The organism is Paenibacillus sp. FJAT-27812 (assembly GCF_001273905.1).
GTDB lineage: Bacteria > Bacillota > Bacilli > Paenibacillales > Paenibacillaceae > Pristimantibacillus.
Genome location: NZ_LIGH01000001.1, coordinates 5,759,067 through 5,772,854 on the forward strand (window position 1 = coordinate 5,759,067; position 13,788 = coordinate 5,772,854).

The following is a 13,788-nucleotide window of genomic DNA, read 5'->3' on the forward strand; positions in this document are numbered from 1 at the left end:
CTATTTCCCGATCGATTCCCGGTATTCGCTAGGCGACAAGCCGACCTTCTTTTTGAAAATTTGGCTGAAGTATCGCGGATCTTGATACCCGACCCGCTCTGCTACCTCATAGTTTTTATAGTGGGTGCTCTTTAGCATATCCTTCGCTTTATCAATCCGAATATCCGTCAAATGCTCGATAAACGTTTTTCCCGTGTTCGTCTTGAATAGCAAGCTCAAATAAGTAGGCGTCATGTATACCTTCTGGGCAACGCTTTGCAAGGACGCAAATTGACATTCCTGCTCCATGTGATGAATCGTTTTTTTGATAATGCTGCGATGGCTCTCCTTCTGGTTGTGAGCAAGCACGTCCTTAAGGCCAATCAGAAAATGAATCACATACTGTTTAATTTCTTCCAGCGTCTCAAGCTTCACGATCGACATCACGTCAAATTGCTCGTACGCGCTAACGTTTTCAGCCTCGGCCAGCACGCGCTTCTCCATTCCTACGAGCAGCCTAACGGTCAGATCGTATACGCTTTGCGTATCCAATGGACCTTTATGAAGGAGCTCATTATAAAAAAGGTGCACGTATTCCGCAATCTCATCCGTCGTCTCCGCAGCTTTGTACGCGTCAAACAGCGCCTTCTCCTTATCCGAAGGATAGTGCTGCAGCGATTCATATCTCCCTAGCTCGCTATAGTAAATAATTTTTCCCGTCCCTCGGTAAAACTTATATTGCAGCGCGCGCGAAGCCTGCCGATAGGAATGAACAATATCATACAGGTGGCCGCAAGGCTTCCCCACCCCGATATTAAATGGCTGCTGGAAATGCTCCGTCAACATCACCTGAATGCTCTCGATCGGCTCCTTGGACACCCATGAGAAGAGCAAGCCAACCCGGCCCTCCTCATCAACAAACACGATGCTGCTGTCCGATATTTTTTTCTGCATATAATCCCGCATCCGCTCTAAGTATACGATCTTCTCATGCTCATCGCCAAAATGAACGGCCGGCTCCAGCAAAGCGAGCGCAGGAAAGGTGTAATAGGGATTAAGCTGCAATCGCGATAAGCTTTCCTTCAAATCCGTCTTGGCAGCGGCAGCGTTTGATACTAAATTCCGGAGGAAACGATCCCTCATCCAAGTAAGAATGACATCTTCTTTAAACAATAATCCCTCGCTCAGCATACTCCATTGCCCCTTTTGTAAGGTTAACTTACGAGATGCATGACACTAATTGAGATGAATCATTTTATAAGAGTGCATATGCTCGATAAAAGTCTGTTCCGCTAAATCTGTATCGCCCGTGCGAAGCACATCAACGAGACGGAGATGCCAATCTGCGAGTCCATCCGTTGAATAATGCCGATTCGAGATGGCCATAAAGCGCATCACTTTTATCCGCATCCGATTCCATAGCTCCAAAATCATATGATTATCGCAGCGTTTATAAAAAAAACCGTGGAACTCCATATCAAGCTCCAATATGTTCAAAATATCATTTTGCTCGTGTGCGAGGTGCATGCGCCGAATGACGTCTTCTAAGTATTCAAAATCATGATCGTCCAGCCGCTGCATCGATTGCCTGACCGCAAATCCTTCGATAATTTCCCTCAGCTCGAAAATATCTTTAATTTCCTTCGCGGTTATATTAGAAACAACCGAGCCCTTGTTCGGGATGCCCGTAATAAAGCCTGCTGATTTCAGTCGTTCCAGCGCTTCGCGAACCGGTGCTTGACTGATGTTGAATTTCTTGGCGATTTCTAGCACGAGCAGCCGTGCCCCCGGCTGAAGCTCTCCTGCAAGAATTTCCTTCTTCAATGCCGTGTACACTTGCTCGCTTATCGAATGAACAGGTGAAATAGACAGGTTTTCGAACATCGCACTCACGTCTCCGTTTCCTATTATCGATTATCGATAATATAGGTCAAAAAAAGAAAGCGTTAACAATTATATTGAAAAAAATAATCGATACGTCCCTCCTTGCTCATTGGATTATCGATAATTTGCTTATGACCCTATTATAGAACGCTTTTTCCGCTAGCACAACCGAACAGATTGTCGAATTATGACAAATTTTCACGTCACGCTGCTCAATATCAGCTTCCTATTCGTATAGAGTGGCTTTTTGCAGATTCGTCTGATTGCATACTCTCTCTCTACGATTCATTTTCCGAAATAGATTCGATCAATCCCAGGTCAGCCTTTTTTTGTGCTATGCAGCGGTTCGTAGTAAAGTAAGATGAGCGGATACGAGGCTGCTCTCGTTGAAGCATTAAAATTATTTATAGCGATTGTCTAGTCACGCCTACTCTAAACAGCATATAATAGAAATTGGTTTATATCCGATCTAACTACTTGGACAAATGGAGAATAGATGATGAATGTGAAGCATCCCACGATAAAAAAACAAGTTTTTGATTTTATTATTCGAAATGGATTAGTTTCCAAGGCCGCTTTAATGGAGCGGCTTACGGTAACCAGCACCAGCTTATCACGACTACTGGAAGAGCTGCTGACGGACGGTTTGATATTAGCGTCTGAACTTGGGCAATCTACCGGCGGCCGAAAGCCGATTCTGTATAGGGTAAACCCGAGTCACCGCGCTGTGTTCGGTTTGGAGATTTCGCGGTTCTCCTCTTCTATCGGTTTATATGATCTAAACTTAAAACCGCTGTCTTTCGAGAGATGGAAGATGGACGAGCGTATGACGCCGGAGAGGCTGATTGGCAAAATCACGCAGCTCGCTGAGCGCATGATGAATGAGTGCCAAATTGCGCGCGATAAAATAATCGGCATCGGCATCGGCGCCGTAGGCCCATTAAGCCGTGAGGATGGCATTATGCTGAAGCCTCGCTATTTTCCCGCCGAGGGCTGGATCAACGTTCCGATCTGCGAGTTGCTGGAGCAGCGGTTAGGGCTGTCGGCACTGCTTGATAACGGAGCGAATACGGCAATTATCGGGGAGCATTGGGCGCTTAGGGATGAAGAAGTGAAGCATATGCTTTATGTCCATGCGGGTGTTGGTTTGCGGACCTCGATGATGTCAGGCGGCCAAATCGTGAGAGGCGCCGTCGACATGGAAGGCTCCTTCGGTCAAATGATTATACAAACGGATGGCCCAAGACTCGGCGACGAAGGGAATTATGGGGCGCTTGAAGCGCTCGTCTCGATCCCTGCTTTGGAGAAAAAAATACGCTCACAGCTCAAGCTTGGCAGAGAAAGCTCACTCAAAGGCATACCGCCGGAGGAAATTCAGTTCGACGCGCTGCAGAAAGCTTTTATACAGAAGGATGCTTTTGTTACGGAGCAATTTCTGCAGACGGCAACCTATCTGGGAATTGGCATTGCCAATTTGATTAATATCCTTCACCCCGAGGCGGTTATTTTGGGCGGCCCGCTCGTCAAGGTGCATAAGTCGATCTATGATACCGTTATACAAGTCGCACGCAGCAACATTTATTACTCTCCGCAATATGAGCCCGAATTTACGCAAGGCCAGCTTACGGAAGACGCGGTAACGGCCGGCGCCGCCATCATGCTGCTGCAGGATTGGGAGCTGGATTAACACACAACAAAGAACGATGCTTAAGCTGATGCTTGCATCGTTCTTTTTAACCATTATTTCTTCAATTCAATAACGATATCGTCTGCTGCATACTCCTCTCTTCCCTTTCCGGTTTTTAGTGATACAGGAATCTCTTTTTGTCCATCTCTCGACATTTCTATTGAACCATGATTGTCAGCAGTATGTTCATAAAAGTTAATACGGGGCGTAAGGATAAGTTTCGTTGCATTCTCGTCTAATTTTTCGAACGTTTTACTCCATCTCATGTTATAGCCGTCCCGATCGCCAGATCCTCCATTTCCTTGACCCGTGTATCGGTTGCCCAGATCATCTTTAATCTCTATATCCACGTCTACCCCATGCCACTTGTTCCTTGTTTTCTCGGAAACGATCTGGTCAAAGTATACGATAAAAGACATTGGCGATACCGCTATCTTCCCTACGTTCACCACCACTCCTTCATGCTCAACGCTTTGGTTAATAACTTGCGTAGTTCTTTCCGTCGCATCTAGTGATAGAGCGAAGCTCCAATTGCCGTTTATTTTCTCCGGAGCTTCTTTGATGGCTAGGCTGTCAATCTTCCATCTTATTTTGACTGAATCCCTTTCCTTGCGAAAATGGCTCGTAGAGGTGAGTAATCCCACATATTTATTTTTATCCACTTTTGAAATTTGAATGCTGCCTCCCGATCCATATGCTCCTTTTATATCTAAAAAGGGATGTGAAATAGGATGATCAGCTAATTGTCGTTCACTTTCTATCGAAAAGGTCAAACTAACAGTCTTTCCATCATATATGGCATCATTTATCGTAATCTTAATGCCATTGCTTTCTTGTGTCATATTCAATGCAGTGGAGTATTGCTTATAATCCTCATAAAGACCTGTTCTTCCATTATCCAAAAATCTAAAAATATCTCCGATTACAGGAATGCTGACCGCATAGGCAGGAAAGGTTACGCCAAACGTTGCAGCGGATACACCGACTATTATAGCAGCGGCCGCGGCTTTCTTTTTCCAACCCTTTACTTTTTTCTTCTTGTTTATGGATTCCTTTAATGCTTTTTTTACTTTAGCCTTTTCAAAGTCATCGACTTCCATTTCCACAAACTCATGTTCATCGATGTCTGTATCATTTAATAATTCATATACATCCTTCATCATACACTACCTCCAAGGCTAAAATTCGCAGCTTCGTGATTAAGCTTCTTTTTCCCTCTATAAATTCGATTATCGATCGATGCGGTCGTAAGACCGAGCTTTGTCGATATTTCCCCCGTTTTTAAACCAAGAAAGAACTTCATAATAAAAATATCCCGATCAACTGGCTCCAACAGGTTAATTAACTTAATGAGCTCCGTTTTGTCTTCCCTCATGATCAGCTCATCTTCTGCTGACCTTTCCGCATGCAACTCCAGCCCATCTGAGGTGAATTCAACTTTCCTACTCGCTTTTCTGTAGTAATCGATAGCTTTGAACTTGGCAATCGCACAAATCCATTTCTTGAAGTCCGCCGAATCACCGTGAAATTTTCTCGAATGGTTCCAAATGGATAGAAAAATATCGTTGATACATTCCTCTATCAATCCATCGTTTCCAAGCGGGGACAGGACCTTGTACGAAACCCCTTTGATTAGTGGCAAATAGTGATCAATGATATATTCAATAGCGTCTTCTTTTTGCCGCTGTAATCGTTGTATAAAATTATTCTCGTTAGACTTCATGCAACAATTCCCCTTTTTTGTAAAAGCTTTTACACTATATACAACGTTATCAAAAACGTTTTTCTCTCACTTTTGCAATATGTATATTATTTTTGTTAGTCTATCACACAATCAATGAATAACTGGACGCATTCCATCGATAAAAAAAAGCCGATCCCTTATACTTAAGGAAATCGACTTTTGTTCTAAACGTACTGAAGTAATTCATCTAAACGCTGTATTTCATAAGTCGGTTTGATCAACGATTCATTAAGCTTTCGCTTCGGATTGTACCAGCAAGTATCGATGCCATAATTGATGCCGCCTTGAATATCGGACGTTAATGAATCGCCAACAATGAGCACCTTGGACTTATCCGTTGCATTCAGCTTATTAAACGCAAAATCAAAAATTCCCGTGTGCGGCTTCGAATAACCCGTATCCTCTGAAACTATAATATGCTCGAAGGAATTCGCTAAGCTCGACCGTCCAATACGGCTATGCTGCGTCTGTTTAATCCCGTTCGTAATGATCGCTAGACGGTAGCCTTTGCCCCGTATCTGCTGAATAAGAGTTTCTGAGCCTTCTATGAGGAAGGAGCCCTCTCCCAAATAATGAACGTATCGCTCGCTAAAATGAACCGCGTCCAGATCGGCTTGCACCTCGGCAAACATTCGCCTAAACCGTTCATGACGCAAAAAATCAAGCGTAACAATCCCCTTCTCAAAGTCGTTCCATAGCTGCTGGTTTACCAATCGGTACAGCTCCACGTGAGCGGGAAGAAGCTCAATATGATGCTCAAAAAACACACTTTTTAGCGCATGCGCCTCAGCTAATGAATAATCAAACAACGTATCATCCGCATCAAACAAAATAATCTCGTATTTCACTCAAATATCCTCCTGTCAATCTCTCCAACCCAAACCGCCGAACCGCTTATAAAAATGTCCATCTCACTCGCAGTCTGCTTCGTCGCTTCAGCTTTAACTCGGCCGTCTCTGCTTTGTGCTTTGCTATTGCCCTTGCTCCACAACAAGCTTTGCCGAGCTTAGCTCCGGCTTTATGTAGGTTAAATAGTAAGCCCCCATCACGCCAGAGGCTGTACCGGTTACCGGGTCTATTCGGTATTGTCGTAAACGCGTCATAATGGAATACATGCAGGTCCTTCATCCAGCATACTCCTCTTGGCAAAAATCATTTGTTATGCAGCATATTCGGATTATATATTTCAACCAAGCCGCATTGCAAGCAAGAAACATATAAAAAAAGATGGTATTGGATGTTCAATAGTTTACTAAGTCCAGCACCTGTCATTGCAATTTCATCTACTTCGCATTCCGTATTCTTGCATTTGGAGCATTCAAACTTATTCGCAATACTCGATGCAAGGTCAAACTCACCCAGCGCTATTTCCGAATCAAAATGATCGTTTGGCACATCGCTTTGACTTGTGTCTAAATGCTGTGCGAGCACCTCATGCTTGCATGCCGGACATACATTTTGATCCAATTGAACTACGCTGCTGCACCAGGGACATTCAATCGTATTCATATTCATCATCCTTCCTCATTCCACTTTCGTTTCCTTTTTCTGTAATCCGATGCATGCGCACAAAAAAAGACAAAGCACCCGGTTCGGATGCTTTGCCTCCACGATTTAAGAATCTTTTGATCTGTTAGCCATATCGATGATCATTACGATAAGCACGAGCAGTTGAATGAGCAATTCGATACTCATAACAATCCCTCCTTGCTGCGGGTAATGCTCCTTCGATGCGGCTTCTCCTCTCGTACCACTAAACGTAATGAACGTCTCCCAGTACCATTTCTATGATCGAAGCTTAAATTTTATGTCGGAAACCTTCACGGCAACCGCAGCCATTACGACCGACAATAGGCATACCGTTGCAAAATGAATGAGGCTATTCGCAATAAATATCGATTCCAGATTAATGACCTCTGCAGCGCCTCGAACGAGCACAATCGCAATTGGATGCAAAATATATATCCATACGCGCCATTCCCTAAACGCCTTGCCTGATTTCCCCTTCCAAAGCAATGCCCATTGGAACAAAAAATAAGTGGCGGGCAGCGCAAAAACGTACATGCTGTCATGACGGGGAAGCTCCCATGATTTCAATAGAATGCCCTCGGCAAACATTAATGCTAATGATAGAAAAAATAAGCTGGCATAAACCACCGGTTTTCTTGCATGCTTGGGCGGATGCTTGGCTGCCCAGGCGCCCAGCACAAGATATATTGGCGCATAAAACAGTCCGTTTCGCGTGTAATCAAACACGGAGAACATGCCATCATAAAGCGGTTTGATGCCACCCGTATTTTCGATCAAACCATAGTAACTATCCCCTAGAAGGCCGATTACATATAATAAGCCGGCAATCGCTAGCATTGAGGTCAAAGATATTTTTTTATATAAGAAATAAGTTATCGTTATTCCTATTATTAAAGCCGGCAAATACCACAAATGATAAAAGGTACCGTCAAATACGATGTCCTTGAAGAAGGAGTAAGCCGAAAAGTTTTCCTTAAAATAGCCCGTGTAGACATTCAGAGGAATATACAATAAAATAGCGATCCCATATAATTTTCCGATCTTTTCCATATAACCAAGCCATGCTTTCGAATCGTTTGCCTGTTCGCCTGTCTGTTTGCGAAAGAAAAAATATCCCGATGTCATAAAGAAGATAGGAACCGCAATTCGGGTCAGGATGCCGCTAATAAGGAAATCCGCATATGCATGGTAAGACAATAAGGGGCCGGTATGGTTAGCAATGACGAGTATAGCAGCTATGAATTTCACATAGTCCAGCCCGCCGAAGTTCGGTTTAGCCATCCTGTTCGCTGCCATGAAATGCAGTAATAATAAATCCGTCACTGTTGTTGCCGGACAAGCGGTAAAGATCACATTTTACAATCGGCACGGTCGTAGTAGGCCCCTCATCCGCTGGCACATAATAAATTTCAACCTGCAGGCTGCCATTGTTAAACATGAGATGCTTGCCCGAATACGCATAGCTTTTGACGAAAGCGATATATTCCTCCAGACAGAGGCCCTGTTCCTCCATCAGGCTGGAATGGGGATACCCGACATAGCGGAAATGCCAAGGCTCGCAGGAGATTTTCGTAATCGACTCCTTGCCTTCCTTGTAGCGTTGAATAAACCCATAATCCGCGGCAAGCTGCTTAAAGGTCTGACAGGCACCGTGATCTGGAAAAGAAGGCGCAATAAAATCGACATCGCTGCTGTACTTGCCCACATCTACCGCAAGCCCCGTCTGGTGCTCGCTCTGATTCGGAAGCGCGACATAACATGCCGTATAGTCGGGACCATTTTCAACCAATGAGGTTGCATAAATATCCTCCTGCTCCTCCTCGGTTCGATAAGTACTTACGACGACTATTTCCTCCATTGCTTTACTAGCAGCTAATAAAGCCGTTAACTGCTGCAAGCAGGTCTTCTCCAATAACATGCCATCATGCAGTTCTCTAATGGCTTGATGCGAGCTTAAAGACAGCAGCTTCTCTCCTCTTATCGGCCGCTGAATGGGATGGTCTCCGTTAATAAGCACCAGATGTCCTTCATAAATTTCAGATCGACTCACTTGAACGGCAGCGTGATTTAGATGATGGCTCCCTTGCTGCTGGATTGAATAATTCGCTTGTCCCATCGTTTTTGTGCCTCCCCTTTGTCGTTGTATTTTCTAGTTACCCTTGCTGTTAGCGAAGTCGAAATTTCCTGCGGGACGCTGTTAATATGGGCCGCCAGCTCGGCAAACGTTATTTCCTCCGACCCTTGGCGTCCGATCAAGGTAACAACCGAGCCTTCCTCGCACGGGCCAGGCAATCGAACCATGAGCTGATCCATGCATATTTTCCCAACCACTTTGGCGCGTCGTCCGCCTACAAGCAGCTCTGTCCCTTGCATGCTTTGTGACCAGCCGTCGGCATAGCCAATTGGAACCGTGCCCACCCATTGATCTTCCTCAGCTTGATAGGCGTTGTCATAACCTAAGTACTCCCCTTTATACAGCTTCTTCACCTGCATAAGCGTGCTGTGCAAGCTCAGCGCGGGCTCAAGCTCTATCGTCGGTACAAGCTTCTTCGGATAAAAGCCGTACATCGCTGCGCCGATTCGCACCATATCCATCGCCAACTGCGGAAAACGCAGCGCAGCAGCGCTTCCCGCACAATGATAGCTGTTCACCGCGAGCCTAGACTCTTTTGCCCATTCCATCATGTCGACGAATCGTTTATATTGCTGCTTCAGAAACGACGTATCCTCTCTCCCCGCCGTTGCAAAATGCGTATAAATGCCTTCAACAACAACATCCGCGGCTTTGAGCCATGGAACAAGCTCTTCCCATTGCGGCTTCTCTTGAATGCCGATTCTGCCAAGGCCTGTGTCCAGCTTTACATGCACCCGAAGCTTCTTCGTGGCATATGGAGGCTTATATTCTCTCATTTCGCTGAACCAAGCAGCACTCGTTACCGTTAGCATTAGATCATGCTCGATTGCAAGCTTTACGGAACTGGGATGAATAGGCGTTAAAATAAGAATGGGCAATGTAATCCCATTAGTTCTTAGATGGAGCGCTTCGTCCAAATATGCAACGGCTAGCTGCTCGGCGCCTGCCTGCTGAGCCATTTGAGCTGCTTCAATGTCGCCATGGCCGTAGCCATTTGCTTTGACAACCGCCATCAGCTTCACGTTTTTAGGCAAAGCTTGACGGATTTTCAGCATATTATTGCGTATATTGCTCAAACTAACCTCAGACCAAGTATCTCTATTCATCCTCATTCACCTCGAATAGTGGATCGATTGTTTTTCTGAATGGCGCGTGAAGGCATAGTCAATCAGCTTTTCGACTAATTCCGCATAAGAAGTGCCATCCGTGCGCTCCCACATAACCGGATACATGCTGAAATTCGTAAAGCCCGGCAGAGCGTTAATTTCGTTCAAAAAGAGTTGGCCTTTCTCATCTAGGAAAAAGTCGACACGGGCAAGTCCCGAGCACCCATGCACTTGATAGGCGTGAGTAGCCATTTGGCGAATTTGAACGGTAGTCGCTTCGGAAATTTGTGCAGGGATCGACATCGTCAGCTGCTTGTCCAAATATTTGGATTCGAAATCGAAAAACCGATGGTTATGGATGAACTCGCCCGGCAAGGAAGCTAGCGGATTTTCATTGCCCATTACCGCGACCTGAATTTCCCTGCCTACGACCTCTTGCTCAATAACGATTTTGGTATCAAATTGGAAAGCCTCCGTAATGCCAGCTATCAATTGCTGCTTATCCGTGCATCTGCTAATGCCGATGCTGGAGCCTAAGGATGCAGGTTTGACATAACATGGGAATCCGAGCTTCTCCTCTACCCTTTGCAGCAAATGCGAACGTTCCTCCAGCCATTGATCGTGACGGTAAACGAGGTAATCGACTTGCTTAACGCCCGCTTGAGCTAACAGCTGCTTGGATATGGCCTTATCCAACGTAAGCGCGGATGAAAGCACGCCATTGCCCACATAAGGAACATCAAGCAATTCAAGCAGTCCTTGCACCGTGCCGTCTTCTCCGTTTGAGCCATGGAGCAGCGGAAGCACTACTTTTTTTCCGGGCAGAGACATTTGCTTTACGAGTACCTCGCCAATAGAGTGTGCTGCCAATGCCGTTGTTGGCTGAACGATAAGATCATTCATGGCTAGTCCCTCGCGGCTCAGACCATCGAGGCTGCACCAAATGCCTTCACGGGTAATATAGATTGGAAAAATTTCAAATTTAGATTCATCTATCGATTGAATGACTGTATATGCAGTTTTTAATGAAACCTCATGTTCAACGGATTTGCCGCCATATAGGACGTATAGCTTTGTTTTCATAGTAAAAAACCTCCCAAATCGACTTTTTATCTCTCTACTAAAGATAAGCGTCAATATTTAAGAGGCTTGTAATTAAAGTTTAAATAAAGCTTAAGATTCCATAAATTGTTTATATGATTTTAAAAAGAGCCCAAGCATAATCGCTTGGGCTCGTTTCTTACCACGGAATATCTGCTAAGTTGTTCAAAATAGCGTCGATTTCCGTTAATTCCTCAGCGGATAACGGTGCGCTCTCAAGCGCCTTCACGTTCTCTTCGATCTGGCTGACACGGCTAACGCCGATAAGCGCTGACGTTGCGCCGCCTTCGCGAAGAACCCAGTTCAACGCCATTTGGGACAAGGTTTGTCCCCGTCTAGCCGCCAAAGCCTCAAGGCTGCGGAATTTTTGAACGCGTTCCGGAGTAATTGCCTCGGGCTTCATCGTGCTCGATGTCGCTTTAGACTCTGCTTCAATTTTATCTACATATTTATTGGTCAGTTGACCGCGTCCAAGCGGGCAATACGCGATTGAGCCAACGCCATTTTCATTCAATACATCCTGCAATCCATCCTCCACCCACCGATTGAGCATCGAATAGCTCGGTTGATGAATTAGGCATGGCGTGCCAAGCTTCTTCAAAATTCTAACGGCTTCGCTGGTCTGCTCCATACTGTAGTTGGATAAGCCGACGTATAGCGCTTTGCCTTGCCTTACTGCATGATCAAGCGCGCCCATCGTTTCTTCAAGCGGCGTTTCCGGATCTGGGCGATGCGAATAAAAAACATCCACATAATCAAGACCCATTCTCGTCAAGCTGCGATCCAAGCTGGAAAGGAGATTTTTACGGGAGCCCCACTCGCCGTATGGCCCTTCCCACATATAATAGCCGGCTTTTGTCGAGATCAGCAGCTCATCGCGGTATGGCACCAAGTCTTTCTTGTAAACCGCTCCGAAAGTCTCTTCAGCAGAGCCGGCAGGCGGGCCGTAGTTGTTCGCTAGGTCAAAATGGGTAATACCAAGATCAAAAGCTTTCAAAATCATCGCGCGTGAATTATCCAGCGGCTGATTGCCGCCAAAGTTTTGCCAAAGGCCTAGCGAGATGGCTGGTAGCTTAATGCCGCTCTTGCCTGAACGGTTATACAACATATCGGAATATCTTTTTTCATCAGCAACGTATGGCATTGTTCGTATTCTCCTTTAACCAGTTAGGATGGATAAATCTCTTGCTGCATGCAATAATGAATGCTATTAAAGCTGAATGCTAACAAAGTATAGCTCAGCACCATTCATAATTGGAATGTCCACAAGCAAGGTTTATATGGCATAATGTAATATAAGAGAGCATGAAGATTAGGAGTGAACATCCGATGTGCGAGAGCTACGAACTCATCTATTATTATCACGGCAAACAATATTGCGAGCCAGGCTATGCTTGGGGACCAGGGGTTAAGGATCATTATAAAATATTGTTTATCCATGAAGGCAAAGGCAGCTATCATATCAATGGCAGCACCTATTCGCTAAAGAAAGGACAAGGCTTCATGGTATTTCCGAATACCATTTGCCAGATGAAAGCTGATGAGCATGAGCCTTGGGTATATTCGTGGATTGCCTTCCAAGGCAGCAGCGTCGATCCTCTGCTTTCGCAGGTGAATCTTAGCAAGACGAATCCGCATTTTCACTATGCTCCCGCCGCATGGTTTGACCCGTGGCTGGATCAGCTTACAGAAGCTCAGGCGCTTGAGCGAAATAGCGGTCTAATCGTGCATAGCCTTTTGTTCCGCCTCCTATCCGAATGGGTCGACATGCTAACCGCACCAAACCAAATCGGATATTTGCCGAAAGCGAAGGAAGTATATGTGCGCAAAGCGATCGATTATATGAAAATGAACTATTACAGTAAAGTAAGCATTTCCGAGTTGGCAAGCATGATCGGTATCGACCGGATTTATTTGTCCTCCCTGTTCAAAGAGTCCCTTCAGCTTTCGCCGCAAATGTACTTATTGCATTACCGGATGGACAAAGCTTGCGATCTGATGAACAACCAACAGCTGTCGATCTCGGATATTTCCCACTCGGTCGGGTATACCGATCCGCTGCTATTCTCGAAAATGTTCAAAAAAATTAAAGGCGTATCTCCCTCCCATTACCGGAAAAAAATCGTCTAAAACAAGAAAAAGCCTGCATGCGCAGGCTTCTTTAACTATTTAATGTTATAAATCTTTAACCATCTTAACATGCGGAATATTCTCTTCCATAAAGACGGTCGACGCTATTTCATATCCTTGTTTCTCGTAAAAGGGAGCCGCCTGAACCTGTCCATGAAGCTTCGCTTTCGCTACCCCTTTTTCTCGGGCAATCGACTCCAGCTCCTCCATGACCGCTCTTCCAAGGCGGTGCTTGCGATGCGATGACAGCACGCAAATTCTTTCCAGCTTAGCCATATCATCCACGATCCGCACTCTGCCGGTACCAACCGGTTCATTCTCGAAATAAACGAGAACATGATCAGCGATATCTTCATATTCATCTAGTTCGACTTCCTCCGCTACTCCCTGTTCCTTCACGAAGACCGCTTTTCGAATGCGGAACGCCTCTTCCAATTGCTCATCCGTCGTAATTCGTTTCGTTTCCATCTCTCTCTTTCCTTCCATTGCGTAA

15 protein-coding genes are annotated in these 13,788 nt (G+C 45.3%); 2 read left to right on the top strand and 13 right to left on the bottom strand.

From position 1 onward, the window contains the following. Together ADU23_RS24475 and ADU23_RS24480 are read right to left on the bottom strand one after the other, a co-directional pair. Window positions 1–1,170 carry a helix-turn-helix domain-containing protein gene (locus tag ADU23_RS24475; protein WP_053376139.1) on the bottom strand — a complete coding sequence of 390 codons (1,170 nt, stop codon included), beginning with the start codon at window positions 1,168–1,170 and terminating at the stop codon, window positions 1–3. A 45-nt stretch (window positions 1,171–1,215) separates the two neighbouring features. Further along, window positions 1,216–1,863 (bottom strand): GntR family transcriptional regulator, encoded by a 648-nt coding sequence (locus ADU23_RS24480; RefSeq protein ID WP_053376140.1) that lies wholly within the window; start codon window positions 1,861–1,863, stop codon window positions 1,216–1,218. 499 nt (window positions 1,864–2,362) lie between these two features. On the opposite strand from ADU23_RS24480, the gene ADU23_RS24485 reads away from it, so the two are divergent. Then, a complete protein-coding gene (locus ADU23_RS24485; protein ID WP_331459283.1) occupies window positions 2,363–3,550 on the top strand; it encodes an ROK family protein in 1,188 nt (395 codons plus the stop codon). A 53-nt stretch (window positions 3,551–3,603) separates the two neighbouring features. Here the strand turns inward: ADU23_RS24485 and ADU23_RS24490 are convergent, their stop codons facing one another. The 10 genes from ADU23_RS24490 to ADU23_RS24535 all read right to left on the bottom strand — a co-directional run bounded on the left by ADU23_RS24490 (window position 3,604) and on the right by ADU23_RS24535 (window position 12,309). After that, window positions 3,604–4,710 (bottom strand): DUF4179 domain-containing protein, encoded by a 1,107-nt coding sequence (locus tag ADU23_RS24490; protein ID WP_053376142.1) that lies wholly within the window; start codon window positions 4,708–4,710, stop codon window positions 3,604–3,606. Then, window positions 4,710–5,273 carry a sigma-70 family RNA polymerase sigma factor gene (locus ADU23_RS24495; protein WP_053376143.1) on the bottom strand — a complete coding sequence of 188 codons (564 nt, stop codon included), beginning with the start codon at window positions 5,271–5,273 and terminating at the stop codon, window positions 4,710–4,712. The genes ADU23_RS24490 and ADU23_RS24495 overlap by 1 nt, the downstream gene beginning before the upstream one ends. A 185-nt stretch (window positions 5,274–5,458) precedes the next feature. Then, window positions 5,459–6,142: a YjjG family noncanonical pyrimidine nucleotidase gene (locus ADU23_RS24500; RefSeq protein ID WP_053376144.1), complete on the bottom strand. Its 684-nt coding sequence runs from the start codon at window positions 6,140–6,142 to the stop codon at window positions 5,459–5,461. 123 nt (window positions 6,143–6,265) lie between these two features. Beyond that, window positions 6,266–6,397 (bottom strand): hypothetical protein, encoded by a 132-nt coding sequence (locus ADU23_RS33970; protein ID WP_255314182.1) that lies wholly within the window; start codon window positions 6,395–6,397, stop codon window positions 6,266–6,268. A 49-nt stretch (window positions 6,398–6,446) separates the two neighbouring features. After that, window positions 6,447–6,803, bottom strand: coding sequence for a zinc ribbon domain-containing protein (locus tag ADU23_RS32350; protein ID WP_082198070.1), 357 nt, complete (start codon window positions 6,801–6,803; stop codon window positions 6,447–6,449). Between the two features lie 276 nt (window positions 6,804–7,079). Then, window positions 7,080–8,105 (bottom strand): acyltransferase family protein, encoded by a 1,026-nt coding sequence (locus ADU23_RS24515; RefSeq protein ID WP_053376146.1) that lies wholly within the window; start codon window positions 8,103–8,105, stop codon window positions 7,080–7,082. Further along, entirely contained in the window at window positions 8,098–8,940 is an 843-nt protein-coding gene (locus ADU23_RS24520) for a D-alanyl-D-alanine carboxypeptidase family protein (protein ID WP_053376147.1), read from the bottom strand. Before ADU23_RS24520 ends, ADU23_RS24515 begins: the two co-directional genes overlap by 8 nt. Further along, complete coding sequence (alr, locus tag ADU23_RS24525) at window positions 8,892–10,064, bottom strand: alanine racemase (protein WP_053376148.1); 1,173 nt, start codon at window positions 10,062–10,064, stop codon at window positions 8,892–8,894. The genes ADU23_RS24520 and alr overlap by 49 nt, the downstream gene beginning before the upstream one ends. 6 nt (window positions 10,065–10,070) lie before the next feature. Next, window positions 10,071–11,147: a D-alanine--D-alanine ligase gene (locus ADU23_RS24530; RefSeq protein ID WP_053376149.1), complete on the bottom strand. Its 1,077-nt coding sequence runs from the start codon at window positions 11,145–11,147 to the stop codon at window positions 10,071–10,073. A 157-nt stretch (window positions 11,148–11,304) separates the two neighbouring features. After that, complete coding sequence (locus tag ADU23_RS24535; RefSeq protein WP_053376150.1) at window positions 11,305–12,309, bottom strand: aldo/keto reductase; 1,005 nt, start codon at window positions 12,307–12,309, stop codon at window positions 11,305–11,307. Between the two features lie 185 nt (window positions 12,310–12,494). Between ADU23_RS24535 and ADU23_RS24540 the strand changes: the two genes are divergently transcribed. Continuing rightward, window positions 12,495–13,295 (top strand): AraC family transcriptional regulator, encoded by an 801-nt coding sequence (locus tag ADU23_RS24540; protein WP_053376151.1) that lies wholly within the window; start codon window positions 12,495–12,497, stop codon window positions 13,293–13,295. A 45-nt stretch (window positions 13,296–13,340) separates the two neighbouring features. Here ADU23_RS24540 and ADU23_RS24545 read toward each other — a convergent pair whose 3' ends face one another. After that, the gene (locus tag ADU23_RS24545; RefSeq protein ID WP_053377812.1) at window positions 13,341–13,763 is read right to left on the bottom strand and encodes a GNAT family N-acetyltransferase; all 423 of its coding nucleotides are present in this window, start codon (window positions 13,761–13,763) and stop codon (window positions 13,341–13,343) included. Window positions 13,764–13,788: the final 25 nt, after the last annotated feature.

Excerpts from the sequence above, each read along its gene's own strand:
- ADU23_RS24475 (WP_053376139.1), bottom strand. The coding sequence starts at position 1,170 with ATGCTGAGCGAGGGATTATTGTTTAAAGAAGATGTCATTCTTACTTGG.
- ADU23_RS24480 (WP_053376140.1), bottom strand. The coding sequence starts at position 1,863 with ATGTTCGAAAACCTGTCTATTTCACCTGTTCATTCGATAAGCGAGCAA.
- ADU23_RS24485 (WP_331459283.1), top strand. The coding sequence starts at position 2,363 with ATGAATGTGAAGCATCCCACGATAAAAAAACAAGTTTTTGATTTTATT.
- ADU23_RS24490 (WP_053376142.1), bottom strand. The coding sequence starts at position 4,710 with ATGAAGGATGTATATGAATTATTAAATGATACAGACATCGATGAACAT.
- ADU23_RS24495 (WP_053376143.1), bottom strand. The coding sequence starts at position 5,273 with ATGAAGTCTAACGAGAATAATTTTATACAACGATTACAGCGGCAAAAA.
- ADU23_RS33970 (WP_255314182.1), bottom strand. The coding sequence starts at position 6,397 with ATGACGCGTTTACGACAATACCGAATAGACCCGGTAACCGGTACAGCC.
- ADU23_RS32350 (WP_082198070.1), bottom strand. The coding sequence starts at position 6,803 with ATGAATACGATTGAATGTCCCTGGTGCAGCAGCGTAGTTCAATTGGAT.
- ADU23_RS24515 (WP_053376146.1), bottom strand. The coding sequence starts at position 8,105 with ATGGCTAAACCGAACTTCGGCGGGCTGGACTATGTGAAATTCATAGCT.
- ADU23_RS24520 (WP_053376147.1), bottom strand. The coding sequence starts at position 8,940 with ATGGGACAAGCGAATTATTCAATCCAGCAGCAAGGGAGCCATCATCTA.
- alr (WP_053376148.1), bottom strand. The coding sequence starts at position 10,064 with ATGAATAGAGATACTTGGTCTGAGGTTAGTTTGAGCAATATACGCAAT.
- ADU23_RS24530 (WP_053376149.1), bottom strand. The coding sequence starts at position 11,147 with ATGAAAACAAAGCTATACGTCCTATATGGCGGCAAATCCGTTGAACAT.
- ADU23_RS24535 (WP_053376150.1), bottom strand. The coding sequence starts at position 12,309 with ATGCCATACGTTGCTGATGAAAAAAGATATTCCGATATGTTGTATAAC.
- ADU23_RS24540 (WP_053376151.1), top strand. The coding sequence starts at position 12,495 with ATGTGCGAGAGCTACGAACTCATCTATTATTATCACGGCAAACAATAT.
- ADU23_RS24545 (WP_053377812.1), bottom strand. The coding sequence starts at position 13,763 with ATGGAAACGAAACGAATTACGACGGATGAGCAATTGGAAGAGGCGTTC.